We start from the raw sequence: 23,770 nt of genomic DNA, 5'->3' as shown, positions 1-23,770 counted from the left end.
AAATGAGCAGAAAGATTGAGGGCAGCCAATGAAGTTTCCCCCTAACCACAGCCGGCGGCGCACGCGCCGTCCCGGCACCGGACGGCTGAAAAGCCTGGTCACTGGAGCCGCTGCCACGGCCATGCTGATGACAGGATGTTCGGCGGCGGGCGGCGGCGATGCCTCCGACTCCACGGACATTGTGGTCGCCATCGTTGCCAACCCGCAGATGAAGGATGCCATTGCCCTGCAGGATGACTTCAAGTCAAAGCACCCCGGCATCAACGTCAAGTTCGTGACCCTGCCGGAGAACGAGGCCAGGGCCAAGATCACGGCCTCGGTGGCCACGGGCGGCGGTGAATTCGATGCCGTGATGATCTCCAACTACGAGACGCAGATGTGGGCCAAGAACGGCTGGATCACCGATCTGCAGCCTTACGCGGACAAGACGGCAGGCTACGATCCGGACGACTTCATCCCCACCATCAAGGACGCGCTGAGCTACCAAGGGGACCTCTACTCGGTGCCCTTCTACGGCGAATCCTCCTTCCTGGCTTACCGCAAGGATCTCTTCGACGCAGCCGGGCTGACCATGCCGGCCAAGCCCACCTGGGACGACATCAAGGGCTTCGCCCGGAAGCTCAACAATCCGGAAAAGGACTTCGCGGGAGTCTGCCTGCGCGGACTCGCCGGATGGGGCGAAGTGATGGCACCCCTGGGCACGGCCATCAACACGTATGGCGGGCAGTGGTTCGATCAGGACTGGAACGCCACGCTGAATTCCCCCGAGGTGGAAGCCGCCGTCACCGACTACGTCGACCTGGTCCGCACCAGCGGCCAGCCAGGGGCAGCCACCAGCGGCTACGGCGACTGCATCACCCGCTACAGCCAGGGCAAGGCCGCCATGTGGTACGACGCCACGGCCATGGTCTCCAGCATCGAGGACCCCAAATCCTCCACCGTGGTGGGCAAAACCGCCTACGCCCCGGCACCGGTGAAGAACACCGAATCCGCCGGCTGGCTGTACAGCTGGTCGCTCGCCATCCCCGAGACCAGCAAGCACAAGGACGCGGCCTGGGACTTCGTCTCCTGGATGACCAACAAGGACTACATCAAACTGGTGGGCAACGAGGTGGGCTGGGAGCGCGTTCCCCCGGGCAGCCGGAAATCCACCTACGAGAACGCGGAATATGCCAAGGTGGCACAGGCGTACGCCGGCCCCACCCTCGCGGCCATGAACGGAGCCTCGCAGAAATCCAGCATGACCCGGGCCGTTCCGTACCCGGGTCTGCAGTTTGTGGGGATCCCGGAATTCCAGGACCTCGGCACACGTGTGGCGCAGCAGATCTCCGCCGCCATCGCGGGTCAGAAAACCGTCAAACAGGCCTTGGAGCAATCACAGCAATACGCGCACACCGTGGCTGAATCCTACAAATCCGGCGCGTCCAAGGACGGAGGCAAGTAATGACTGCAACGTTGGTTGGCAAACACAACCTCAAGCAACACGTGCTCAAGCAGCAGCCCAGGACCACGAGCGGAAACGGCGGGCGGTCCTCGGCTGAAGGCTGGCGCCGGCGGGCACCGTTGCTCCCGGCGCTGATCTTCACTGTCCTGGTCACGCAGCTGCCGTTTGTGGTGACCCTCTGGTACTCGCTGCGCTCCTGGAACCTGCTCCGCACGGAGGGCGACATTTTCGTGGGCCTGCGGAACTACGCGGACATCTTCCTGGACTCCACCTTCCGCGGTGCTGCACTGAACAGCGTGGTCATCACGCTGGGCTGCGTCTTCGCAGCCATGCTTCTCGGCACTTTCTTCGCCATTCTGCTGGACCGCAGCTTCAAGGGCCGCGGCGTGGTGCGGACCATGCTCATCACGCCGTTCCTGATCATGCCCGTGGCCGGTGCCACCCTGTGGTCCGTGTCCATGCTCAACCCGAGCTTCGGGCTGGTGAACTGGGCCATCGGCCTGGTGGGAATCGGCCCGGTGGACTGGACCTCTTCCTATCCTGTGGTCTCCATCCTGATGGCGCTGGTCTGGCAGTGGACCCCCTTTATGATGCTGCTGGTCCTCGCCGGACTGCAGGCCCAGCCCAAGGATGTCCTCGAGGCCGCCCAGATCGACGGTGCCGGCTGGGGCAAGACCTTCGTCTTCGTCACGCTCCCGCAGCTGCGCCGGTACATCGAACTCGGCGTGCTGCTGGGCGCAATCTACGTGGTGAACACTTTCGACCAGATCTACCTGATGACGGCCGGCGGCCCCGGCACTGCCAGCGCCAACCTGCCGTTCTACATCTACCAGCGGGCGTTCCTGGGCTTCGACATCGGCCAGGCAGCAGCAATGGGCGTGGTGGTGGTTATCGCCACTATCTTCATCGCCAGCTTCGCCCTGCGCCTCATCTTCCGCAGCTTCGATACAAAGGACTAGGCCGTGGCTACAACACTCACAACCCGCCCCACGTCAGCCGCGCCCGCCCAGGGTGCCATCAAGGACCGGGAACAACGACGCCGGATCAACAGTTCGCTGCTGACCTCGCTGACCTGGATCATCGCCTTCCTCTTCTTCGCCCCTGTGCTGTGGCTGGCCATGACGGCCTTCAAGCAGGAATCCGACGCCGCCTCCAGCCCGCCCAAGTTCTTCTTCGAGCCCACCCTGGACCAGTTCAAGCACGTGCTGGATTCCGGCGCCGGCAGCTACTTCGGCAACTCCCTGATCGCCACGGGCGTCTCCGCCCTGCTGGTGATCATCCTGGCCGTCCCCGCCTCCTATGCATTGAGCATCCGCCCTGTGAAGAAGACCCAGGACGTGCTGTTCTTCTTCATCTCCACCAAGATGCTTCCCGTGGTGGCCGTGATCATGCCCATCTATGTCATTGCCGGCCAGCTCAAGGTGCTGGACAGCATCTGGACCCTCGTGGTGCTGTACACGGCCATGAACCTGCCCATAGCCGTGTGGATGATGCGCTCCTTCTTCCAGGAAGTGCCCTCGGAAGTACTGGAAGCCGCCTCGATGGACGGTGCCGGCCTACTGAAGACCCTCCGCATCGTGCTGATGCCCATGGTGGCCCCCGGAATGGCGGCCACGGCACTGATCTGCGTGATCTTCGCCTGGAATGAGTTCTTCTTCGCCCTGAACCTGACGGCGGGAAGGGCCGCCACCACCCCGGTGTTCCTGGTCTCGCAGATGACCAGCGAAGGACTGTTCCTGGCCAAGCTCTCCGCCGCTTCGGTCCTGGCGTCGCTGCCGGTGGTCATCGCAGGCTGGATGGCGCAGAAACAGCTGGTCCGCGGGCTCTCCATGGGCGCGGTGAAGTGATGAGGGTTTCAGTACTGCACCCGCTGGCCGGAGAGGGCCCCGGCCGTCTCAGCGTCGAGGACCGTCCCGTACCGCAACCCGGGCCGGGCGAGGTTCTGGTCCGGATCAAATCGGTGGGTGTCTGCGGCTCGGACACGCACTATTACCAGGAGGGCCGGATCGGGCCCTATGTTGTCAACGAGCCGCTCGTGCTGGGGCACGAGCCCTCCGGCGAGATTGCCGCCGTCGGGCCCGGGGTGACTGGCCGCTCAGTGGGTCAGCGCGTGTCGCTGGAGCCGGGCATCCCGGATCCGCTGTCCCCGCAGACCCTGGCCGGCTGCTACAACCTGGACCCGAACGTGAGGTTCTTCGCCACCCCGCCCGTAGACGGAGTTTTTGCCGAGTATGCGGTGCATCCGGCCGCATTCTGCCACCCGGTTCCGGATTCAGTGTCCGACGACGCCGCGGCGCTGCTTGAGCCGCTCAGCGTCGCCATCGCGGCACGCAAGGCAGCCGGGATTGTGCTGGGGGACAAGGTGCTGGTGGCCGGCGCCGGGCCCATCGGCCTGCTGGCGGCGAAGGTTGCGCAGCTGGCAGGGGCGGACGTGACGCTGACGGATGCCCGGGCCGAACGGCTCGCGGCAGCCGGAAGGTACGGTGCCACGCGCACCTTCACCGCCGCTGATGCTCCCGAAGTCACGCCGGAATTTGATGTGTTCATTGACGCCACAGGGGCCGAACGCGCGGTCCTTGCCGGCTTGGCCAGGCTGGCGCCCCGCGGACGGTGTGTGCTGGTGGGGATGGGATCGGACACCGTGGCCGTGCCTGTACCACTCATTCAAGGGCGGGAACTGGTCATCACGGGGACATTCCGTTACGCCAACACCTGGCCCACAGCCATTGCCCTGGCCGCGTCCGGAGCTGTTGACCTGGACGGCCTGGTCACCTCGGTGCACGGCCTTGACGACGTGGAGGCTGCACTTACGGCAGGCTCGGCGCCGGGAGCCCTGAAGGCTGTGGTCCGCCCGTAGTACCAGCCGCAGACATCGGGGACCATCAGAGGTGCGGGTCAGGCATGAGGCGACGGCGGCCCGCTCCCAGTGAACGGGCCGCCGTCGTTATTTCCTGCCGGGGCTGCCGGACGCCGTCAGTTGGACGGTCCGGCCAGCAGCCTGCCCCACCTTGGTGCGAGCAAGGGGGAGCCAGCAAGTTTCAGGCAGTGCCACAGGGTGACGGCCACCGAATCCAGCACGGGAACGCCGGTGCCGGCCTCGATCTCGGCCGCAATGTTGGCACCGTACAGGTTGGTGCAGAGGTAGATCAGCGCGTCCGGCTTTAACGCTGCGAGCTCCAGTGAACCCGGCCGCATTTCATCGTCCGTGACCCGGCCGAAGGACTCGTTGTCGCTCAGGCCCAGGCAGCGGTGGTCGATGGTTTTGACGCCCTCGTGTTCGTAGGACTCCATGATGGCGTGGTTCACGTCCGCGGTGTACGGGGTGAACAGGCCGATCCGCTCGGTGCCGAAGGACCTGAAGGCCTCCAGATAAGCGAGCGTGGACGTGGCGGCGGGGATCCCGGTGGCATCGGTAATCTCCCGCACCAGGGCGCGGTCATGGTCCGCCCCGAGCCAGGAGCCCGAGGTGCCGTTCCAGGCGATGACATCCACATCGGACGTTGCCAGCAGCTCGGCGGCGGTGCGCATGACTGCCGGATCGAACTGCTTGTCGGACGAATCGTCCAGGGCGATCCTGGTGACGGGGATGCGGGTGAAATGGATGGTGACGTCGTCCCGGTCTCCGAGGATCCGGTAACTCTGGGGTTCCAGGCAGGTATTGGAGGACGGCACGATCATGCCGATACGGGTCTTGCGTGTGGCGGAAGGCATGGGGTTCCTAACTGGCGGCGTAGGTGGCGGGACGGGATTCCTGTGGCCAGGCGAGGGCATCGCGGTGCTCGGTGAATCCCTTGCGGGCCACAAAACGGCCGACGGCACCGGGGTCATGGAAGCCGTCGCCGTCCACCACCACACGTCCGGCGGAGATCACGACGGCGGGCCAGCCGGTCAGCGTCTTCCCCTCGAATGGTGAGAAGTCAGTTCCCATGTGGAGGGCACCGCCGTCGACCGTGCGTGTTTCGGCGGGATCGAAGATCACCAGATCGGCGTCGAAGCCAACGGCGATGGTTCCCTTCCCGGGAACCGCATTGATCCGTGCCGGCCCGGCGGAGAAAACCTCAACGAATGCTTCAAGGGCGTCCTCACCCTCGGGGCCGGAACGCTCCCTCATGGCCGTGAACGTGACCGGCATCCGCGTTTCCACCCCCGGAAGCCCGTGGGGCATGGCGCGGATGTCGTCCGTGCGCTCGCGCTTTTGGGAAAGGTCGTAACAGGAGTGGTCCGAGGCGATGGTGTGGATGGCTCCGGCAGCCAGCCGGTCCTTGAGCGCGGCCACGGTTTCGGCGCTGCGCATGGGCGGGCAGCACGCGTACCACTCGGGGAACTGCGAGCCGTAGACGGTGTCGTCCAGGGTGAGGTAGTGCGGGCATGTCTCGGAGTAGGCTTCCTGGCCCCGGCGGCGGGCTTCGGTGACCAGATCAACCGCGCCGGGAGTCGACTGGTGCACGAAGTACACCGGCGCCTTGGTGTACTCGGCCATGGCGAGCGTTTCCCTGACGGAGATTTCCTCGGCCAGCTCGGGACGCGTCCGGTGCAGGTGTTCGATGCCGATCCTGCCGTCGTCGGCGTGCTGTTCGGTGCAGTCCGCGATGATGGGATCGTGCTCGGCGTGGATGTACGTCAGGCCGTCCAGGCGCACCATTTCACGCATGACCTTCAGGATGGTGTCCCCGTCAGCCATAGTGCTGCCGCGGTTGGTGGTGTACATCTTGACGGACCGGACACCCTCGGCCGCAAGCTGTTCGAGCTGCCACGGCACGGTCTCATCCCATCTGACCACCGAGCCGTGCAGAGCCACATCGCAGCGGGACTCCTCGGCCAGGCGCTTCTTGTTCAGGACGGCTTCCAGGGGAGTTTCATGGGCGTCGCGGGGGATTCCGAAATCGATAATCGTGGTGGTGCCGCCCCACAGGGCAGCGGTGGAGGTGATCCGGTAGTCATCCAGCGTCCGGAAGCGACCGGTCACCTGGGCAACGTGGCAGTGCCCGTCCACTCCGCCGGGAATCACCAGCATGCCGGCAGCATCCACGGTGCGTTCCGCTTCCGGCGCCGCTTCGGTGGCGTCGATCAGCTGTTCAATCCTGCCGTCACGCACCACAATGTGGGCGTGCTGCCGGCCGAAACTGTTGACCACGGTGCCGTTGGCAATAACAAGGTCTGGTCTGTTGGACATCTTTGTCCTCCTAAAGTGATGAAGCGGCGCTGCGCTGCTGGGCGGATGACTGGTCTGTTGCCATGACGGCCGTCTGTGCGGCGGTGAGGGCGGCGTCGAGGTTTTCGGAAAGGCCCTTGCGGTTCTTGGCGGGCGGTGCGGCAAACGAACCGGCCCGGTGGTGGCCGGACTGCAGCCCGACAATGGCCTCCGCCATGCGGATGCCGGCCGAGATACCGTCCACCACAGGTACCGGGATCTGGCCCTGAAGTTCGCGGGCAAGCCCTGCGAGCGGCGCGCCCGCCAGGATCACGACGTCGGCGCCGTCCTCCGCGACGGCCTGCCGGCTGAGTGCCAGCAGGGTCTCTTTGAAATCCTGCTGCACGGAGCCGATGCCGTTGAGGGATTCGTTGATGGAACGGATCGATGCCAGGCGGCCGCCGAGGCCGAACCTGTCAACACAATCCTGGTACCAGGGCCGGATCCGGTCCGAGATGGCGATGATGGAGAATCGGTGGCCCTGCAGCGCCGCGGCGCACAGCGCAGCCTCGGTGATACCGATGACCGGGACGTCCGCGAGTTCTTTGAGGGCAGGCATGCCGGGATCGCCGAACGCGGCCACCACGATGCCATCGACCATGCCGCCGTCCACCTGGCCGGAGACCGGACTGCCAATGTATTCCGCGATGATTTCGGCGACGGCGCCAGCGGCGATGAGTGCCTCGAAGCGGGTTTCAATGTATTCCACACCGTGTCCGGCGGTGCGGACCACCAGCTCGGTGTCCGGGCCGGCCGAGCGCAGTGCTTCCGATTCGATCAGAGAGGTGACGTCGTCGCTGATGTTGGGGTTGATGACAAGCAGTTTCATTTCTTCTTCCGATGCAGCGTTGGTTCGGTCCGGCTGAAATCTTCCGGGAACTGATCGCGGTACTTACCGATGTGCGATGCCGATTGGCCGGCGGCGCGCTCGGGGTCGCCGCTGGCAATAGCGGCGTAGAGGTCGCGGTGTTCCTGGATGAGCTCCGGCAGGTCGCTGACGTGGCGGAACAGCCAGTGCATGCGGCCCTGCAGGGGTTCCAGTGCGGACTTGAGAAAGCCGTTGTCCGCAATCCGGGTGATGGAGTCGTGGAATTCGCTGTTCGCCCGGTGTGCTTCCAGGATGGCGCCCTTGGCGAGGCAGCGGGTGGCCTCATCCAGCAGGCCCTCAAGTTCTTCAAGATCGCGGGGCGTGGCGCGGACGGCAGCTAGCCGGCAAGCCAGCACCTCGAGGGATTCCCGGACGTCAAACAGGTCCTCAACGTCCTTGGAGCTGAGACTGCTGACCTCACTGCCGCGTGAGGCGCGGTCGCTGATGAGTCCTTCCTGGCGCAGCATCCGCAGCGCTTCCCGGATGGGGAGGCGGGAAACGTTGAACTCTGCAGCGAGGTCTCGTTCCACCAGCCGGGTGCCGGGAGCGTAATGCCCTTCAAAAATCCTGGTGCGGAGCGCATCCCGGACGGCCTCACGGAGGGGGCGTTCTTTGTCCTGGGTTTCTTCTGCGGCAAGCATGGTGCTCCATTCGGGTTTCTTATATGGCATTGCGCCCCCGGCGCCGGGGGTAGGTACTACGGGGTTGTGCTTAGACCGGCAGCCGTTTGTTGTAGTTCAGCACCAGCACGGAGGTTCCCATGATGATGGCGGATCCCACGAAGTACAGCAGCGCCCAGGTGTAGGAGCCGGTGGCGCCCACAATCAGACCTACCACAATCGGCGTGACGAAGCCGGAGATATTGCCGCTGAAATTCATGGCGCCACCCAGCACGCCGGCGTTCGTCCGGCCACCCAGGATGGACGGGATGCTCCAGAACAGGCCCACCCAGCGGAGGAAGAACATCACCACGGAGAGCAGAACAACGGCGGTGGTGGAATCGGCAACCACCGTGACGCCGATCAGCCCGCCGATCACCACAACGCTGGAGAAGCCCAGCAGGGTGCGCATCACCAGGTTGGCCGAGGCTCCGCTGTTGCGCCACTTGTCCGCGATGGTTCCGCCCAGGATTTCGCCCACGAAGCCCGCACCGAAGATCACGAAAGTGGACCAGCCGATGGTCTTCAGGTCAAAGCCCTTGGCCTGGGCCAAGTACAGCGGGCCCCAGGTAAGGAGGCCGTAGAACACGCCGTTGAAGCCGAGCCAACCGAAGCACATGGCCCAGAAGGAACGGAATTTCAGGTAGGGGAGCAGGGCACGTTTGCCCTTGCTGCCGGCCTGTTCGGCGGCGGCATCCTCTTCCGCATGTGAAGCCTCGATGTACTCCGCCTCGGCGTCATTGACGGCGCCGTGCTGACGCGGGCTGTCGCGGACATACCACCAGACTGCCATGCCCATGAGGACCGTGGCTGCGCCGGCGATGATGAACGAGTAGCGCCAGCTGCCCGTGGATGCGATGAGCCAGGTGATGAGGATGCCGCCGAGGCCTGCACCCAGCGGGGCGCCGGCATCCAGGATGGTGGCTCCGCGGCCGCGTTCTTTCTTATGCATCCAGATGGCGTTGAGCTTGCCGCCGGCGGGCATGACGCCGGCTTCGGTCACGCCGATGCCAAGGCGGGCAATGAACATGCTCAGGAAGCCGCCGGCCAGGCCGGAGGCCGCCGTGGCCACGCCCCAGCCGAAGCAGGATGCGGTCATGACCTTCCTGGGGCCGAACTTGTCGATCAGCCAGCCCACAGGAATCTGCATGAGGGCATAGGTCCAGAAGAAGGCGGACAGCAGAAGGCCGACCAGCTCTGGCGGGAGGTTGAATTCCTTCTGGATAATGGGCAGGGCCACCGAGATGGAGCCCCGGTCGATGTAGTTGACGGCAACGAGCACCAGCAGGAGAAGGAACAGTTTCCAGCGGACGTTGGTGCGTCGCTGCACCCCGTCCTTGCCGGGCTTGCCTTCAGTTGGTTCAGTCACTGTTTCGGTATTTTGGAGAGACATTGCTTCTCCTTCACAGGGAGGTATGTGGATAGAAAAGATTTTGGTGATGCCAGGAGCGGGCGGCCACGGGTTTGGGTGGCGGCTTGTCCTGAAACCGGAAGACCTTTTGTGGCGGCATGGGGGGCGCACCAGGCGATCCCGGAAGTATTCAGCTTTTGGGATCCCGGTTTGGGATCCCAAAATTAAAGATAGAAGTGACCCGCGCCACTGTCAAGGGTTTTTCGGTAACATCGGGGCAATGGCCGAATTTACGGATTGTGACCGGGAACGTTCCTGATGCGGTGCCCGAGCCCGGTCCTGCCCGGTTGCCTCCTGCCCGTCGCGACCAAATCCGGCGTGTTTGCGCAACACGCCGGGCCGGGTAACTGGGCGGGAGCGTCCGGCTAGCTCCTCGCGGTGGCCGTCCCGGGCGGCGCTGCCGGACTGTGCGCCACGATTTCGGCCAGCTCCGCCAGCCGGTGCGCCCGCGCAGACTCCGCCGGTGTGAAGGGCTCGCCGGGACGGGAGAAGGTGATGGGTCCGTGCCAGGCGGTGGGAATCTTGAGGCGGGTCCCGGCGTCGTTCCTCCCTGAAGCTTCTGCGGCGTCCGTGTCGGTGGGCGGCACAATCCTCGCCGACAGCAATTCCGCCACTGCCAGCGGGAGCTCGTCCGGACTCCCTGCGATCCGGGCCGCGAGGCTCAGCGCCTTGGTCTGCCCATCGGCCATGGCCAGTGCTGTGGTGGGCCAGGCACGGGCCTGCGTCCCGCCGCCGTGCTCGAGCGCATCGAGGAGCTCGCGCTCGGTGATGTTACCGGGTGTAGCGAGCACAAACTCGTCCATAACCCCGTTCGCAACGGGATGGACGTGGATGCTGAGAATGTTGGTTTCCAGCCGGGCCAGTGACTGGGTGATCTTCTGCAGCGATCCCGGTTGGTCACGGAGCACCGTCCGGGCACGCCACAACGACGGCGCCGTACCCAGCCGCTTCCGGTGCCGCAATGCCGGGGCGTGCAGCCACCGCCGCAGCATCCGCGCGGCCGACGGCTCCGCCACCCAGATCACCAGGATGGTGGCGGCCAGCGTCAGCACCAGGACTTTGGCCAGATAGGGCAGATGGGTTTCCACTACGGCAGCGTGGACCAGCAGTTCAATCGGAAGCATAACGGCGATATTGGCCAGAGTGAGCCGGGTTTTGGTTGGTTCGGGCATCCGGCCGCAGACCTCGCAGCTCAACTCAGCCGTGGCAGGGTTCCTTGCGTGTGGCTTCATAAGTTCAGGATGGCGGACCGCTGTTGCGGGCTGGTTTCCTGCCCGTCACGATCTTGGTCACCTTTCATTTTCGAACCGACTCCCCGGTGGCAGGTGCGGGCATAGAATCCGAAGGGACCGATGTCTGGATGGAATGGCGGATGGAGGGCCGCCGCCGCGACGGAAGCCGGATGGAGTTTGTCGGCGTGAACATCTTCGAAGTCGAGAACGGGCAGTTCCGTTCCGGCCGTATCTACACCGAGCTGGTCCGCGACGCGGGCGGGATCGACGCCCAAATCGACAGGATGGCCGCTGGCAGCACGTGAGTCTCTTGTTGGTGGTGTCCATAATGTCGAGGCTCTGAATCATTGTGGTGGGCGTGTTCCTGTTAATGACTGCCGCTTCGCGATGGCGGTGCGCTCCTCCGCGGTCAGCTGGGTGTAGCCGGCGGGCGGGAACAGGTCCTTTTCGGCCCGGTGCCAGCCGGTCCATTCCTGGGCGGGCTCAAGGTCGGCTTCGCGCGCGTCGAGCTTGGGGTCAGGTCCGTCCACGGTCTGGGATTAGAACTCACCCCTCGGCCGCATCACTGACGGGCGGTTTTACTTAGGTAAGGCTTATCTAATAACATCGTCCGGGTGACCACGCAGCTTGATTTCGCGCGAGCGTCCTTTGCCGCGGATCTCGCGAGCTACGGGGGCAGGCCCGCTATCCTCACCGAGAACCTGGCCCTGACCTACCGGGAACTGGCCGACCGCGTCGACGCCCTCGCCCTCCGCCTCGGCGCCGGGCGGCGCCTCGTGGCGCTGACCGCGGCCAACGACGTCGACTCGCTGGTCGCGTATCTGGCGGCGCTCACGTCCGGGCACCCGCTGATCCTTCTTCCGGAGGACAAACCGGCAGCCTTGGAATCCCTCGTGGCGGCCTACGACCCAACAACGCTGCCGATGTCTTACTGCTACGGGCTGTCCGTGATCAACAGCCATCTGCTCCGCGGCGCCGGCCTGGTGCTCACCGACCTTTCCGTCGTTGACCCGTGCTTCTGGGACCTGTTCCGAAGCCAGGAGGCGACGGCCTTCGCGGCCGTTCCCTACACCTTTGAGCTTTTGGAACGGGTGGGCTTCGCGGACATGGAGCTGCCCGGCCTTCGCTACGTCACCCAGGCCGGCGGCCGCCTCGCCCCGGACAAAGTGCGCAGCTACGCAGAGCTGGGACGCCGAAATGGCTGGGATCTCTTCGTGATGTACGGCCAGACGGAGGCCACTGCCCGGATGGCCTACCTGCCGCCGGAACTTGCCAGCACGATTCCCGGCGCCATAGGAATCCCGGTTCCCGGGGGGAGCTTCCGCATCGACCCGGTCCCAGGACTGGAGGACGGGGAGCTCGTCTACACGGGTCCGAATGTCATGCTCGGCTACGCCGACAGCCCGGACGACCTCGCAGCGGGCCGGACGATCCATGAGCTGCGCACCGGCGACGTCGCCAGGCAGCATCCCACCGGAGTTTACGAAGTGGTGGGCAGGCGCAGCCGGTTCGTCAAAATCGTGGGACTGCGCGTCGACCTCGGTCAGTTGGAGCGGCTTCTCGCGGACCTCGGGCTGCAGGGGGCCAGCGCCGGAACGGACCAGGGACTCGTCGTCGCCATCGAGGGCGAGCACGACACGCAGCTGCTGGGCAAGGTCCTCGCGCAGGGCATCGGGTTGCCGCGGGTGGCCCTCGAGGTGCACGCCGTCGAACATCTCCCCCGGCTGGCCACCGGCAAACTGGACTACCCGGCGGTCCTTGCACTCTCCCGACCTCAACGGGCGGAGCCCGTGCCTGGGGATGACGCTGCCACCGACCCCGACAACGTCCGAAAAATCTTCGAAGACACCCTGGAACGGGCACATCGCGGACAGCGACACCTTCGTCCCGCTCGGCGGGGATTCCCTGTCCTATGTGGCGGCATCCGTCAGGCTCGAGCAGACACTGGGGCATCTCCCGCGGGACTGGCACGTGACGCCTGTCCGCGATCTGGAACCGTGCCCCGAGGATGAGCCAGTCCGGAAGCTGCGACGGTTCTTGGCACCGCTCGAAACCAGCATCATCCTCAGGGCGGTCGCGATCGTCTGCATCGTCAGCACCCACGTAGGCTTATTCAGGTGGCAGGGTACGGCCCATGTGCTCATGGCGGTGGCCGGCTACAACTTTGCGCGTTTCCAGCTCTCGGGGGAACGGCTCCCGCGCCTGCGGCGGCAGCTCAAGAGCGCGGCCAGGGTTGCGGTGCCGAGCATGGCCTTCATCGGCGCAGCGTACCTGAGCACGGACAAATACTCACCTGCCAATATCGTGCTCCTCAACGCCATCATCGGGCCCGAAACGGTGACCACGCAGTGGCACTTCTGGTTCATCGAGGTGCTTGTCTACCTGCTCGTGGGAATGGGTGCCCTGCTCGCCATCCCGTGGGCAAGCCGTGCCGAGCGGCGCTTCCCCCTGCTCTTCCCCCTGGCGCTGACCGGAGTCGGGCTCCTCACCCGCTATGAGCTGATTGATCCAGGCGTGCCACATACTGCGCCGGCGCTCTGGCTCTTCGCACTGGGCTGGGCGATTGCGCGGACCCGGAACGTGGCCCAGCGCTGCGTCGTCTCAGCTGTTGCAGCCCTGACTTTTTCCGGGGTTCTTCGAGGACACGAACCGGGAATGCACGCTCCTCATCGGGATCCTGCTGCTCATCTGGCTACCCAGCATTCCCGTGCCCAAAGGCTTCCGCCGCCTGACAGTACTGCTGGCCAGCGCCTCCCTCTACGCATACCTGGTCCACTGGCTGGTCTACCCGCCGCTGGCCCCGATAAGTCCACTGCTGGCCGTGGCAGCATCACTCGCCGCCGGGGTAGGGTACTGGGCCCTGTGCACGCGCGTGATCAGCGCGGCCACCCACCGCTCGAAGACCTCCGTTCCAAAATTAGTCCCGCAAAGCTAGCATTTTGCCAGGAGCTTTGCCCCGTCGGGGCGCAGTTCCCCGGTGGGTGATACGTGCCGATAGAGGGTCTGGCGTGTGATGCCAAGCTCGGTGCAGAGATCGCTGACTTTGGTTCCGGGCCAGCCCATAGAGGCCATGGCAAGCCGGACCTTCGCCGGGGTCATCTTGTAGGGCCGTCCCCCGTTTCGTCCCCGTGCACGCGCGGAGGCAAGGCCGGCGATGGTGCGTTCGGACATGAGTTCGCGTTCAAACTCGGCGAGGGCTGCGAAGATCCCGAAGACGAGCTTGCCGGAGGCGGTTATCGTGTCGATGGCGGCGCCCTGGCCGGTGAGGACCTTCAGTCCAATGCCGCGTTCGGTCAGCTCGTGCACGTTGTTGACCAGATGGCGTAGGTTGCGTCCGAGCCTGTCCAGTTTCCACACCAGCAGGCTGTCTCCCGCCCGTAATGCTTTCAGGCAGGCTGCCATGTGCGGCGGTCTTCCTTCTTCCGGATGCCTTGTCTTTATACAAGTTCGCGGGATCAACGTCGGCCGCAAGGAGGGCGTCGCGCTGCAGATCGGTGGTCTGGGATCCGTCGGCTTTGGAGACCCGCATATAGCCGACCAGCATGATTTTCCTCCGTCATGTATACGGTCGTTGAAGTGACGTGCCGGATCAGATGCCGACCGGTGCGACTGTAAGTTGAAAATGGCGGTTTTTCTACAGTTCGGATGGCGGCTTCAGGGCAGCCGGAACACATATCTGAGACGCTTCCCCGGCAAGTTGCGGAGCCGCGAAGATCAGGAATCCCGCGGGACCCCCGAGGTCGTATCGTTTCAGTGCCAGGACAGCCCGAAGAGTTCAAAGACTTCGCGTATTTCAGCTGAGTCCGCTGAAATACCGTGGACCGCCGAGGTCGCCACAAGAGCTCCGGCGTGCCGTGCCAGGGCCAGAATGGAGTCTTTCGCGCCCCGCCCGCCGCGCCCGGCCACGAAAACCGGCCGTTGGGTCCGGTTCGCCGCGCAGGGAGCGAGTGCAGGACTGCGCCGCCGCCGTGACTAGGACACATTCAGCACCGAGAAGTAGGCTTCGCGCGCTTATCGCTCTGCCAGTGGGGCCAGCCCTGACAATCGTGCTAGGCAGTAGCGGCCCGGATGGCGGCCGCCAGCTCCAAGGGATGGTCCAGGAAGCCCATGTGTCCGCCGGGAACCTTGTCCAGTTGGACGCCTGCATGGCCGGCAATCCACGTTGCCGCCTCCACGAAGAACGGTGCTGTCTCCTCCGCGCTCAGTACTGTCAGCGGTATCTTGAGGGCCGCCAAGGCCTGAGGTTCTGGCTTCCAGCCGGAAAACGCACCAAACTCGACTTCCAGCAGAATCCGGGCATTCGCCCGGAGGCGTTCGACGACGTCGGGCGGCAACAACGCTGAAGCCTCCCCTGCCGCGAACCTGACAAAGGCCTCGGCACCGCCGGCAAGGCCGCCTTCCTGCACGCCGGCGGCGATCACCGGCTGGATTGACGCCATTGCATCGCTGGGGTCGGCCAGGACGCTGAGCAAGGCCGGTTCGTGAAGTACTGCCCCGGAGAACCTGGAAGGCGCCCGCAGCACGGCGGCCAGCGCGATGACGGCCCCGGTGCTGTTTCCATAGACGCCGCAGCGGTCGATCCCGAGGGCGTCAAGCAACGCGATGACGTCGCCGGCCTGCTGTTCGATTGATGTCTCCGCCCAGTCCGGCTGTTGCGGACTGCGTGCGTTGTTCCGGCGGTCATAACTGACAACCGTGTGGCTTTGGGCCAATACTTTCGCAAGCTCCGTGTACTGCCCGGCATCGCCGCCGGCTCCGGGTACCAGAAGCACCTCCGGCCCCTGGCCGGTCAATTCCACATGGAGTCTGGCACTGCCGGCCGCAACCAGCGAAACGCCTTTGACTGTACTCATTGTCCTCACCTTTCCAAATGCGGTTTCCCCGCTGCTCCCATTGGACGCCCGGCGGTACCCCGGCGTCCAAGACAGGTATCGACTTGGCTGATCACAAATTCTTATGATGGGTGCATGGAGATCCGCCAGCTCCGGCGATTCCTTGTATTGGCCGAGGAACTGCATTTCGGCAGGGCCGCCACCCGGCTCCATATTGCCCAGCCTGCCCTGAGCCAGGAGCTCAAAGCGCTGGAAAAGTCGTTGGGGCTGATGCTGATGGACCGCGGCCACAACCATGTGGCGCTCACGGAGGCGGGACACCGCTTGAGAGCCGAAGCGGAGCTGATCATCCAAGCACACGATGCCGGGCAAGCCGCCATGGACGAACTGCGGACTGCGGTGTCCGGCAAACTCAGCCTGGGTGTGGCGGTGGGTGTCGCCTATCCGCTGCTGGCTGAACTGCTGGGTGGCCTGGGCGACGGCGGTCCCCCGCCGGACGTGAGCATCAAACCGGCTGCTGCCAGGGACGGAATCCAAAGACTCCGGGACGGCGAGTTCGATGCCGTCTTCATCCACGCGATCCCTGCCGAGGACAAGAAGCTGGGTTGCTTGGTGCTGGAGTGGGAACCCATGGGTGTGGCCGTTCCCTCGAGCAGCCGGCTGGCATCCCTGGCAGCCATCAGCCCGGTGGACCTGAGCGGGGAGGCCTTGATCTGGCTCCAGCGGGACGGCGATCCTGATCTCTGCGACCGTGTCCTCCGCCTCATGATTGACGGCGGAATGGATCCAGGGCCGCAACGGTGGTCACCGAGTATCGCCACCACCATGAGTCTTGTGGCCGCCGGCCTAGGCGTGTCCTTTAAGGTGCCGCACCAAGTGGTTCCCAACGATCCAGCAGGTGTGGTCTGGCGCCCTTTTGCCGGTGTATCCCTGCCGGTTCCCACCGTTCTCGTGTGGCGAAGCGACGATCCCCCGCCTCTTGTAAGGAAGCTGGCGGCAATTGCACGCGCGCACGTGGCGCCAAAGAACACGGGCCCGAGGCATCCAGACAGCCGGGATCACGCCCTTGGCCCGGAGACCGGAGGATACGTTTGAAAGGCGAGGCCCCGCCGTCGGTGTTCAGTCCTGGTCCAGTGTCTCCGTCAAATGATGTTTGGGAATCCTGTCACGGTCATAGGTGATTTCGGTGTAGCCGTGTGGTTCCGGCATGCCGGCGGGGCTGAGGTTGACGAAGACGATCTCCTCGATGGTGAGGATGCTTTGGCGGGTGATCATGTTGCGCACCTCGGCCCGCATGGTCAGGGATGTGCGGCCGAAGCGCGTCGCGGTCAGCCCCATCTCGATCAGATCGCCCTGCACAGCCGAGCTGACGAAGTTGATTTCGGAGATGTACTTGGTGACTGCCCGGCCGTTGCCCAGCTGCAGGATGGCGTAGATGGCCGCCTCCTCATCGATCCACTTCAGCAGGCTTCCGCCAAAGAGCGTGCCGTTGGCGTTGAGGTCCTCGGGCCGGACCCACTTGCGGGTGCGGAAAGTGATATCTGTGGAGTCCATAATGCGAGATTAGCCGACGGCGGCGGGCGTCCCCGCGTGTGACGGTGCGCAGATGGCACTGGCCGGACGATCAGGCCATAGCGGTGTGCGCGGCGCTGTGCGAATCGATGGTTTTGGCGTAGCAGTAGGAGTGCTCCACGCCCACGTACGGGCTGAAGTTGGATACGGCGTCGAAACCCGAGTTCTCATAGAAGTTGCGCCCGTCCGGCTGGGCCGAACCGGCCTCCGCCGTGATCCTGGTGATTCCCTGCGCGAAGGCCTCGGCCTCAAGGGATGCGAGTATGGAGCTCGCCACACCCGAGCCGCGCGTGTACGGCACCACATAAAGCCGCTTGATTTCTGCGGTGGTGGAATCGAGCAGCCTGAGGCCGCCGCAGCCAACGGGCTGTCCTGAACCTTTGTCATAAGCCACGAGGAAAACTGCAGTGTCGGCTTCCGACGGCGGTGCGCCGGATTCGTGGTCAGCGCTGCCGAAGCGGGCGTCCAGTTCCGCCTGCTGGGCCGCTCGCAGATCGGCGCCCACGGGGTTGGACCAGGTGACGTGCCTGATGTTGAGCCGCGGATTGGTCTGCATCTGTGCCTCGCTTCGCCGAAGGGTTATGCCTAACGAGCCTACTGGCGGGCCGTTACCGGGGTGTTTCCTGCGCGTAAGCGGCTGGAGAACTGATGAGGACACACCGGTGGTTCAGCTTGCCTGCCTTGAGCGGGCCGCCTCGAGGGCCGGCCGCCGGGGCGGGCCGGTGGTTCAGCTTGCCGGACCTCTGGACGTCTTAGACCGCTTCGCCGGTGGGATCCTCTACAGTGGGGTCGGCAAAAGCCGCCCCGCCAGCCGGGGAGGCGTCCCAACGAACCACGCTCCAGCCGGCATCGGGATCCCCTTCCAGCGCCACCACGCCGGTATTTGCCAGCACGTGGCCGGCCGCAAATTCCGTGTCCGCGTTGCGTGCCCGGAGGCCGGCCCAGATCCGGATGGCGGCGCCGTGGCTGACCACCGCCACTGTTCCGTGGTTTGCGGTGCCGTTGGAGGCTGCGTTGATTTTCGCAATGGCCGCGTCAAAGCGTTCGAAGAATTCGTGTCCGTTGGGCCCGGCCGGCATGCGGCGGTCAAGGTCCCCGGCAGTCCAGGCGAACACCGTGCTCATGTACTTCATGTGTGATTCGTGGTCGGTGAGCTTTTCCAGCGCGCCGGCTTCGATCTCGTGGAGACCATCAAGGACCTGGACCTCGAAGCCCAGGGCTCTGGCTAGTGGCGCAGCCGTGATCTGCGTCCGGAGCAACGTAGACGCATACACGGCCCCGATGGCTTCCGTAGCCAGGGACCGTGGCAGCGCAGCCGCCTGCTGTTCGCCCAGCTGGGTCAGCCCCGGACCCGGGTGGGCAGTGTCCAGCTGCCCAAGGACGTTCCCGGGGGTCTGACCGTGGCGGATGAGCAGCAGCTTCATGGCAGTTCCTGACGTAGAGACGTGGCGCGGAGCAACCGGGCGGGAGCGCCGCCGTCGTCGTTATTTAAGGTGGTCAACCAGCTTGTCCGCGATGCCCGTGTATTTTCCGGGCGTCAGGGCCAGTAGGCGTGCCTCGGCGTCGGGGGAGAGGCCCAGGCTCTGGACAAACTCCTGCATCCGGGCGGCGTCCACGCGCTGGCCGCGGGTGAGGTCCTTGAGGCGTTCGTACGGGTTTTCCATTCCTTCGACGCCGGCAATCGCCTCTGCGCGCATCACCATCTGGATCGCTTCGCCCAGGACTTCCCAGTTGGTATCGAGATCGCCGGCGAGTACATCTTCGGCAACATCGAGGCGGTCCAGGCCCTTGACCACGTTGGAGATGGCGAGCAGTGAGTGGCCGAATGCCACGCCGATGTTGCGCTGGCTGGAGGAGTCCGTGAGGTCGCGCTGCCAGCGGGAGGTCACCAGGGTGGAGCCGAGCACGTCCAGCAGCCCGGAGGAGATCTCCAGGTTGGCTTCGGCGTTTTCGAAGCGGATGGGGTTGACCTTGTGCGGCATGGTGGACGAACCAGTGGCACCGGCAACGGGAACCTGCGCGAAGTAGCCGATGGAGATGTAGCTCCAGATGTCCGTGCAGACGTTGTGCAGGATCCGGTTGAAGCGGGCCACGTCGGCGTACAGCTCGGCCTGCCAGTCGTGGCTTTCAATCTGGGTGGTCAGCGGGTTCCAGGTCAGGCCCAGGCCCTCGACAAAGGACTTGGCCACCTGCTGCCAGTCGGCGCCGGGGACTGATGCGACGTGGGCGGCGTACGTTCCGGTGGCCCCGTTGATCTTGCCCAGGTATTCAGTCCTGGCAACACGGTCCAGCTGGCGGGTCAGGCGGTGCACAATGACGGCCAGTTCCTTGCCCAGCGTGGTGGGGGTGGCCGGCTGCCCGTGCGTTCGCGAGAGCATCGGCACGGCGCGGTTGTCCTCGGCCATCTTGCTGATCTGGGCCACCAGGGCGCGTGCGGCCGGCAGCCACACGTCCTCCACAGCGCCCTTCACCCCGAGCGCATAGGACAGGTTGTTGATGTCCTCCGAGGTGCAGCCGAAGTGGACCATGGCCGTCAGGCTCTCGATGCCGATGGCCGAAAGGCGCCGGCCGATATAGTACTCCACTGCCTTGACATCATGCACGGTGACGGCTTCGATTTCGGCCAGTTCGGCGACGGCGCCGGAGTCGAATTCGGTGACGATGTTGCGCAGCTGTTCCTGCTGCTCGCTGGAAAGCGGCCCGGCACCGGGGAGGACGTTGTTGCTGGTCAGATGGATGAGCCACTCCACCTCGACGGCCACGCGGTCCCGGTTCAGTGCGGCCTCGGACAGGTAGTCAACGAGGGGCGCGACGGCGGACTGGTAGCGGCCGTCCAACGGGCCGAGCGCGATCTGGTCCGGTGACGCGGCGAGGGCCAGGCGTCCGGACGGCGTGCGGGTGGCGGCGGTGGCGGCAGTTTCAGGCATGGCCTAATTCTTTCATGAACCTGCGCAGGCATTAAGCGGACAGTTCGGTGTGACTTTTCCCCAACAACCGCTCCTTTGCGCACGGGGGTGTGCACGCGTGGACGGTTGTCCACATAGCCGACGGCGGATGTTCAGTTCCGCAACTGGCGTCCGTAGCGTCGTGGGCATCAGATCACGCGGTACCAGACATACATTCCGGAAGTGGGGCAGGACTTGAGCAGCGACATCAAGGCGGCAGACGCCGAGGCATGTGTCTCGCGTAGTTATGAAGTTCAGCGGCTGGCGGCTCGTGTGGGCACGTGTTCAGACCGGCTGGATGCACTGTTGAGGAGATTCTGGCAGGTGCAGATGATTGAGTGGCAGTCCCCTGCTGGTGCGGCCTACCGGAACAGCGTCGGGCTGCAGGCTGCTGCTGTGCGCCGCGCGAAGGAAAAGCTCGACATTGCCACCTCCGCAGTTTTCCGGCACGCACAGGCTGTATCGGTTTCCTCAGGCCGGACTGCCGGAGGCGGGTACTGATGGCTGAATCAACGCCCTCAGGGAGCGGGGGACCGCTCCGCCCCTCTGAACCGGTTGCTGACGGCTACCTGCAGATACGTGGCGGCAGAGGCGGCATCCACTTCCAACTGGAGGAACTGTTGGCCGGCGCGGCGGAACTCGATGCCCTGGCCGTTGAGCTGACCGCTGTGGAAATCGAGGCCAGAAGGATCTGGGAAGAGCTGTGCCCCTATCAAAACGATCCGCGGGCTACCGGCACGCAGGCCCTGATTGCCGTGGGAGACGGCGGGCACGCCGTCAGGACCGTCCGGGAAGAAATCCAGGACATCAGCAGCCAGGTGCGGGCCAGCCACCGGGAGTACCAGAACGCGGAATCGCTAGCCTCCCTTGGACTCCGCGGAGACTGGAACGGAGAGCACCTGTTGATTCCATTTCTGTTTGACGCAGGCACTACGCACTTCATGAACCGGGATTCCGCGGAGGCCCTGGCCAGGAATGTACCGCTTGCCATCGGACTCATGCTGGGCATTTCGCGGGAGCGCATTGGCTCCGTGCTGGCCGCAGACGTGGCCGCCGGCCGGCAGTTCTCGACGGTCGGCGCCGTAATCCGGAGCCTGGCCGATGCTGTGCCCACGCTCAAGCCGCGGCCCATCAGCATCTCGGACAAGAACACCTCCGAGATCCAGTTGGACGCGTCACCTGCGGGCCTGTTGGATCTGTGCCGGAAAATCGACGCGGAGGGTCACGGCAAGATCGCCGTGGTTGAGGTGGAAAACAACGGCAAGAAGGCATTTGTTGTGGTGGTTCCGGGAACTCAGCCCGGAGGCCAGCCCGGCGGCAACAATCCCTTCGACGAAGCCGGGATCGGGGAGGGGCTGGGCTACGGGTCCGAATATATGAACGCGGCCATCCGTTCTGCCCTGGAACAGGCCGGCGCCGAGGCGCATGACCAGGTGGTGGCGGTTGGCTACAGCCAGGGCGGAATCCACGCCATGAACCTCAGCCAGGACAAGGCGTTTCTCGCCGAATACGATCTCAAGTACGTGCTGACTGCCGGATCACCGGTGGGTGGCATTACCCCCGGCCCCGGAACCAGCACCCTTCATCTGGAGCATCGGCAGGACTGGGTGCCGGGCAGCGACGGTGTCCCGAGCCCGGATACAAAGGACAGGGTGACCGTCACGCTGACCAACCCGGTGGTCACGCTGCCGGGCGAGGATCCCGGTATAGGACCGGGCCACAAACTCAGCAATTACGAGGAAGGCGCCAGGGCCGTTACGGCCAGCAACGATCCCTCGCTGGTGGCGTCAACGTCCGTATTGGCGGGTGTAGTGGGCGCAGGCGGAGCGGCAAAGATGACCAGTTTTTCACTGAAACGCGATCCCGTGGTGCCGAAGAACGCCGTACTCCGTGCACCCGGACCTCTGCTGCCGCCGGGGACGCCGGGCGCAGCAAGAACCCCAGACGCCTGACGCTTTATGCCCGCTACTACCGCTTGCGGGCGCCCGGTATCCGGGCCGCCACCAGGGAGATGATCGTGATGATGATGGCGGCCAGAACAGCCGTCCAGAAGAAACCGTCGATGGTGAAATGGACCGGCGTGTAACTGCTCAGCCAGGACGTCAGGTAGAGCATGGCCGCATTGATGACAATAGTGAACAGGCCCAGCGTGAGAATGGTGAGCGGCAGGGACAGCAGGCTGACCAGCGGCTTGACGAGGGCGTTGACCACTCCGAAGATCAGGCCGATGAACAGATAGGCGAGGATGATGCCGATGGTGTCCGTGCCCTGTGTGACCCCGGTTTTGGCCACAGCCTCAGTGGTGGCCGTGGTGGTGATGTCCAGCCCGGGCAGAATCCAGTTGGCAATCCAAAGGGCAAGCCCGTTAATGAGGACCCGAACAATAAAAGAACGCATGGCCCCATGCTGTCACAACCCGTGGCAATACGGCGCAGACGTGGAAGTAGGCTAGTTGGCATGACTTCACAAGAGACTTCGGCTGGCGAAATCCGGCCGCGCCCGGTTGTTGACCAGCTTCCCCGCTACGCCGCGGGCAAGCCGCCCGTCGCCGTCGACGGACTGGTCAGCTACAAGCTTTCCTCCAACGAAAACCCGCTTCCGCCCATCCCCGCCGTACTCAAGGCGATTGCGGAACAGGCAGACTTCAATCGCTACCCGGATCCGCTCAGCAGCAAGCTGCGCGGAGCCCTCGCCAAGTTCCTGGACGTTCCGGCAGAGGATATTGTCACCGGGGCAGGCAGCCTGGGCGCACTCAACCAGCTGCTGACCACGTTTGCCGGCCAGAACGATAACGGCAAAGCTGATGAAGTCATCTACGCCTGGCGTTCCTTCGAGGCCTATCCGATCTGCGTCGGCCTGACAGGCGCCGAAAGCGTACGGATTCCGCTCACCGCGGACGGACGCCACAACCTCGACGTCATGGCGTCGGCCGTGACGGCGCGCACCAGGGTGATCCTGCTGTGCACGCCCAACAATCCCACCGGCCCCATCCTCACCACGGACGAAACCGAGCGTTTTATCCGGGCCGTCCCGTCGGACGTCGTGGTGGTCATCGACGAGGCCTATCAGGAATTCGTGCGTGCGGAGGACGCCGTGGATGGCATCGCCATGTACCGGAAGTACCCCAACGTGGTGGTGCTCAGGACGTTCTCCAAGGCGCACGGCCTTGCCGGGCTCCGGGTTGGCTACAGCGTATCCAACCCGGAACTGACTCAGCATCTGCGGGTAGCCGCCACGCCGTTTGCCGTGTCCCAGATCGCCGAGCAGGCGGCCGTGGTGTCGCTGCAGAACTATGACCAGGTTGTAGAAAGGGTACAAAGCCTCGTGGATGAGCGGGACCGCGTAACTGCCGGGCTCAAGGATCTGGGATGGTTTGTTCCGGAGGCCCAGGGCAACTTTGTCTGGCTCAATCTGGGCAGCAACAGCTCGGAATTCGCCGCGCTGGCGGGGGCGCAGGCCCTGTCGGTGCGGGCCTTCGGGGACGAGGGTGTGCGGGTCAGCATCGGCGAGACCGAGGCCAACACCCGTTTCCTGGAACTCTGTGCGAACTATACAAAACCGCCACGACGTTCCTAGCGCTTAACATAAAGCCCCCTCAACCCCTACTGCAGATAAA

At 64.6% G+C, this 23,770-nt stretch carries 24 protein-coding genes and 1 pseudogene; 11 read left to right on the top strand and 14 right to left on the bottom strand.

Annotated features, from left to right (window positions below):
• Nucleotides 1-28: 28 nt before the first annotated feature.
• Genes ACQCST_RS00625 through ACQCST_RS00610 form a run of 4 tightly spaced genes read left to right on the top strand, consistent with a single transcriptional unit; the run spans nt 29 to nt 4,301 of the window.
• Entirely contained in the window at nt 29-1,444 is a 1,416-nt protein-coding gene (locus ACQCST_RS00625; RefSeq protein WP_426997458.1) for an ABC transporter substrate-binding protein, read from the top strand.
• Complete coding sequence (locus tag ACQCST_RS00620) at nt 1,444-2,403, top strand: carbohydrate ABC transporter permease (protein WP_426997457.1); 960 nt, start codon at nt 1,444-1,446, stop codon at nt 2,401-2,403. Before ACQCST_RS00625 ends, ACQCST_RS00620 begins: the two co-directional genes overlap by 1 nt.
• Nucleotides 2,404-2,406: 3 nt before the next feature.
• The gene (locus ACQCST_RS00615; protein ID WP_426997456.1) at nt 2,407-3,291 is read left to right on the top strand and encodes a carbohydrate ABC transporter permease; all 885 of its coding nucleotides are present in this window, start codon (nt 2,407-2,409) and stop codon (nt 3,289-3,291) included.
• Nucleotides 3,291-4,301: an NAD(P)-dependent alcohol dehydrogenase gene (locus ACQCST_RS00610; protein ID WP_426997455.1), complete on the top strand. Its 1,011-nt coding sequence runs from the start codon at nt 3,291-3,293 to the stop codon at nt 4,299-4,301. Before ACQCST_RS00615 ends, ACQCST_RS00610 begins: the two co-directional genes overlap by 1 nt.
• A gap of 116 nt (nt 4,302-4,417) precedes the next feature.
• Here the strand turns inward: ACQCST_RS00610 and ACQCST_RS00605 are convergent, their stop codons facing one another.
• The 6 genes from ACQCST_RS00605 to ACQCST_RS00580 form a co-directional block, all read right to left on the bottom strand.
• Nucleotides 4,418-5,155, bottom strand: a complete 738-nt coding sequence (locus ACQCST_RS00605) for a maleate cis-trans isomerase family protein (protein ID WP_426997454.1) — start codon at nt 5,153-5,155, stop codon at nt 4,418-4,420.
• 7 nt (nt 5,156-5,162) lie between these two features.
• A complete protein-coding gene (locus ACQCST_RS00600; protein WP_426997453.1) occupies nt 5,163-6,617 on the bottom strand; it encodes an amidohydrolase family protein in 1,455 nt (484 codons plus the stop codon).
• A gap of 10 nt (nt 6,618-6,627) precedes the next feature.
• A complete protein-coding gene (locus ACQCST_RS00595) occupies nt 6,628-7,464 on the bottom strand; it encodes an aspartate/glutamate racemase family protein (RefSeq protein ID WP_426997452.1) in 837 nt (278 codons plus the stop codon).
• The gene (locus tag ACQCST_RS00590; RefSeq protein ID WP_426997451.1) at nt 7,461-8,144 is read right to left on the bottom strand and encodes a GntR family transcriptional regulator; all 684 of its coding nucleotides are present in this window, start codon (nt 8,142-8,144) and stop codon (nt 7,461-7,463) included. The genes ACQCST_RS00595 and ACQCST_RS00590 overlap by 4 nt, the downstream gene beginning before the upstream one ends.
• A gap of 70 nt (nt 8,145-8,214) precedes the next feature.
• Nucleotides 8,215-9,555, bottom strand: a complete 1,341-nt coding sequence (locus ACQCST_RS00585; RefSeq protein WP_426997450.1) for an MFS transporter — start codon at nt 9,553-9,555, stop codon at nt 8,215-8,217.
• Between the two features lie 383 nt (nt 9,556-9,938).
• Nucleotides 9,939-10,805, bottom strand: a complete 867-nt coding sequence (locus ACQCST_RS00580) for an amino acid-binding protein (protein WP_426997449.1) — start codon at nt 10,803-10,805, stop codon at nt 9,939-9,941.
• 128 nt (nt 10,806-10,933) lie between these two features.
• Between ACQCST_RS00580 and ACQCST_RS00575 the strand changes: the two genes are divergently transcribed.
• Entirely contained in the window at nt 10,934-11,110 is a 177-nt protein-coding gene (locus ACQCST_RS00575; RefSeq protein ID WP_426997448.1) for a hypothetical protein, read from the top strand.
• Between the two features lie 72 nt (nt 11,111-11,182).
• Here the strand turns inward: ACQCST_RS00575 and ACQCST_RS00570 are convergent.
• A pseudogene (locus tag ACQCST_RS00570) lies at nt 11,183-11,323 on the bottom strand (iron uptake system protein EfeO); the annotation flags it as partial.
• 96 nt (nt 11,324-11,419) lie between these two features.
• On the opposite strand from ACQCST_RS00570, the gene ACQCST_RS00565 reads away from it, so the two are divergent.
• Nucleotides 11,420-12,817 (top strand): AMP-binding protein, encoded by a 1,398-nt coding sequence (locus ACQCST_RS00565; RefSeq protein WP_426997447.1) that lies wholly within the window; start codon nt 11,420-11,422, stop codon nt 12,815-12,817.
• Nucleotides 12,777-13,790 carry a hypothetical protein gene (locus ACQCST_RS00560; protein ID WP_426997446.1) on the top strand — a complete coding sequence of 338 codons (1,014 nt, stop codon included), beginning with the start codon at nt 12,777-12,779 and terminating at the stop codon, nt 13,788-13,790. Before ACQCST_RS00565 ends, ACQCST_RS00560 begins: the two co-directional genes overlap by 41 nt.
• Here ACQCST_RS00560 and ACQCST_RS00555 read toward each other — a convergent pair.
• Entirely contained in the window at nt 13,737-14,207 is a 471-nt protein-coding gene (locus ACQCST_RS00555) for a recombinase family protein (RefSeq protein WP_426997445.1), read from the bottom strand. The genes ACQCST_RS00560 and ACQCST_RS00555 overlap by 54 nt on opposite strands.
• Before the next feature lie 647 nt (nt 14,208-14,854).
• Complete coding sequence (locus ACQCST_RS00550; protein ID WP_426997444.1) at nt 14,855-15,658, bottom strand: alpha/beta fold hydrolase; 804 nt, start codon at nt 15,656-15,658, stop codon at nt 14,855-14,857.
• Between the two features lie 114 nt (nt 15,659-15,772).
• Here ACQCST_RS00550 and ACQCST_RS00545 point away from each other — a divergent pair, with 114 nt between their 5' ends.
• Nucleotides 15,773-16,732: a LysR family transcriptional regulator gene (locus tag ACQCST_RS00545; protein ID WP_426997443.1), complete on the top strand. Its 960-nt coding sequence runs from the start codon at nt 15,773-15,775 to the stop codon at nt 16,730-16,732.
• Nucleotides 16,733-16,756: 24 nt separating this feature from the next.
• Here ACQCST_RS00545 and ACQCST_RS00540 read toward each other — a convergent pair whose 3' ends face one another.
• The 4 genes from ACQCST_RS00540 to purB all read right to left on the bottom strand — a co-directional run bounded on the left by ACQCST_RS00540 (nt 16,757) and on the right by purB (nt 20,136).
• Nucleotides 16,757-17,191 (bottom strand): acyl-CoA thioesterase, encoded by a 435-nt coding sequence (locus tag ACQCST_RS00540; protein ID WP_426997442.1) that lies wholly within the window; start codon nt 17,189-17,191, stop codon nt 16,757-16,759.
• Between the two features lie 70 nt (nt 17,192-17,261).
• Nucleotides 17,262-17,765 carry a GNAT family N-acetyltransferase gene (locus tag ACQCST_RS00535; RefSeq protein ID WP_426997441.1) on the bottom strand — a complete coding sequence of 168 codons (504 nt, stop codon included), beginning with the start codon at nt 17,763-17,765 and terminating at the stop codon, nt 17,262-17,264.
• Between the two features lie 196 nt (nt 17,766-17,961).
• On the bottom strand, nt 17,962-18,633 hold the full coding sequence (locus ACQCST_RS00530; protein WP_426997440.1) for a histidine phosphatase family protein: 672 nt from the start codon (nt 18,631-18,633) through the stop codon (nt 17,962-17,964).
• A 60-nt stretch (nt 18,634-18,693) separates the two neighbouring features.
• A complete protein-coding gene (gene purB / locus ACQCST_RS00525; protein ID WP_426997439.1) occupies nt 18,694-20,136 on the bottom strand; it encodes an adenylosuccinate lyase in 1,443 nt (480 codons plus the stop codon).
• A 342-nt stretch (nt 20,137-20,478) separates the two neighbouring features.
• Between purB and ACQCST_RS00520 the strand changes: the two genes are divergently transcribed.
• Both ACQCST_RS00520 and ACQCST_RS00515 read left to right on the top strand, forming a co-directional pair.
• On the top strand, nt 20,479-20,655 hold the full coding sequence (locus ACQCST_RS00520; RefSeq protein ID WP_426997438.1) for a hypothetical protein: 177 nt from the start codon (nt 20,479-20,481) through the stop codon (nt 20,653-20,655).
• On the top strand, nt 20,655-22,106 hold the full coding sequence (locus tag ACQCST_RS00515) for a hypothetical protein (protein WP_426997437.1): 1,452 nt from the start codon (nt 20,655-20,657) through the stop codon (nt 22,104-22,106). Before ACQCST_RS00520 ends, ACQCST_RS00515 begins: the two co-directional genes overlap by 1 nt.
• Before the next feature lie 16 nt (nt 22,107-22,122).
• Here the strand turns inward: ACQCST_RS00515 and ACQCST_RS00510 are convergent, their stop codons facing one another.
• Nucleotides 22,123-22,551, bottom strand: coding sequence for a phage holin family protein (locus ACQCST_RS00510; protein WP_426997436.1), 429 nt, complete (start codon nt 22,549-22,551; stop codon nt 22,123-22,125).
• Nucleotides 22,552-22,611: 60 nt separating this feature from the next.
• Between ACQCST_RS00510 and ACQCST_RS00505 the strand changes: the two genes are divergently transcribed.
• Nucleotides 22,612-23,730 (top strand): histidinol-phosphate transaminase, encoded by a 1,119-nt coding sequence (locus ACQCST_RS00505; RefSeq protein WP_426997435.1) that lies wholly within the window; start codon nt 22,612-22,614, stop codon nt 23,728-23,730.
• Nucleotides 23,731-23,770 lie beyond the last annotated feature (40 nt).

Source organism: Pseudarthrobacter sp. N5, assembly GCF_050157035.1.
Lineage (GTDB): Bacteria > Actinomycetota > Actinomycetes > Actinomycetales > Micrococcaceae > Arthrobacter.
The sequence above is the reverse complement of the archived record's forward strand: the minus strand, read 5'-3'. Positions and strand labels throughout refer to the sequence as shown.

What these genes read in the sequence shown, in the direction of transcription:
- ACQCST_RS00515 (WP_426997437.1), top strand. Translation starts at nt 20,655, where the DNA reads ATGGCTGAATCAACGCCCTCAGGGAGCGGGGGACCGCTCCGCCCCTCT.
- ACQCST_RS00505 (WP_426997435.1), top strand. Translation starts at nt 22,612, where the DNA reads ATGACTTCACAAGAGACTTCGGCTGGCGAAATCCGGCCGCGCCCGGTT.
- ACQCST_RS00605 (WP_426997454.1), bottom strand. Translation starts at nt 5,155, where the DNA reads ATGCCTTCCGCCACACGCAAGACCCGTATCGGCATGATCGTGCCGTCC.
- purB (WP_426997439.1), bottom strand. Translation starts at nt 20,136, where the DNA reads ATGCCTGAAACTGCCGCCACCGCCGCCACCCGCACGCCGTCCGGACGC.
- ACQCST_RS00575 (WP_426997448.1), top strand. Translation starts at nt 10,934, where the DNA reads ATGGAATGGCGGATGGAGGGCCGCCGCCGCGACGGAAGCCGGATGGAG.
- ACQCST_RS00555 (WP_426997445.1), bottom strand. Translation starts at nt 14,207, where the DNA reads ATGGCAGCCTGCCTGAAAGCATTACGGGCGGGAGACAGCCTGCTGGTG.
- ACQCST_RS00535 (WP_426997441.1), bottom strand. Translation starts at nt 17,765, where the DNA reads ATGCAGACCAATCCGCGGCTCAACATCAGGCACGTCACCTGGTCCAAC.
- ACQCST_RS00595 (WP_426997452.1), bottom strand. Translation starts at nt 7,464, where the DNA reads ATGAAACTGCTTGTCATCAACCCCAACATCAGCGACGACGTCACCTCT.
- ACQCST_RS00590 (WP_426997451.1), bottom strand. Translation starts at nt 8,144, where the DNA reads ATGCTTGCCGCAGAAGAAACCCAGGACAAAGAACGCCCCCTCCGTGAG.
- ACQCST_RS00530 (WP_426997440.1), bottom strand. Translation starts at nt 18,633, where the DNA reads ATGAAGCTGCTGCTCATCCGCCACGGTCAGACCCCCGGGAACGTCCTT.
- ACQCST_RS00585 (WP_426997450.1), bottom strand. Translation starts at nt 9,555, where the DNA reads ATGTCTCTCCAAAATACCGAAACAGTGACTGAACCAACTGAAGGCAAG.
- ACQCST_RS00510 (WP_426997436.1), bottom strand. Translation starts at nt 22,551, where the DNA reads ATGCGTTCTTTTATTGTTCGGGTCCTCATTAACGGGCTTGCCCTTTGG.
- ACQCST_RS00620 (WP_426997457.1), top strand. Translation starts at nt 1,444, where the DNA reads ATGACTGCAACGTTGGTTGGCAAACACAACCTCAAGCAACACGTGCTC.
- ACQCST_RS00625 (WP_426997458.1), top strand. Translation starts at nt 29, where the DNA reads ATGAAGTTTCCCCCTAACCACAGCCGGCGGCGCACGCGCCGTCCCGGC.
- ACQCST_RS00545 (WP_426997443.1), top strand. Translation starts at nt 15,773, where the DNA reads ATGGAGATCCGCCAGCTCCGGCGATTCCTTGTATTGGCCGAGGAACTG.
- ACQCST_RS00540 (WP_426997442.1), bottom strand. Translation starts at nt 17,191, where the DNA reads ATGGACTCCACAGATATCACTTTCCGCACCCGCAAGTGGGTCCGGCCC.
- ACQCST_RS00610 (WP_426997455.1), top strand. Translation starts at nt 3,291, where the DNA reads ATGAGGGTTTCAGTACTGCACCCGCTGGCCGGAGAGGGCCCCGGCCGT.
- ACQCST_RS00600 (WP_426997453.1), bottom strand. Translation starts at nt 6,617, where the DNA reads ATGTCCAACAGACCAGACCTTGTTATTGCCAACGGCACCGTGGTCAAC.
- ACQCST_RS00550 (WP_426997444.1), bottom strand. Translation starts at nt 15,658, where the DNA reads ATGAGTACAGTCAAAGGCGTTTCGCTGGTTGCGGCCGGCAGTGCCAGA.
- ACQCST_RS00580 (WP_426997449.1), bottom strand. Translation starts at nt 10,805, where the DNA reads ATGAAGCCACACGCAAGGAACCCTGCCACGGCTGAGTTGAGCTGCGAG.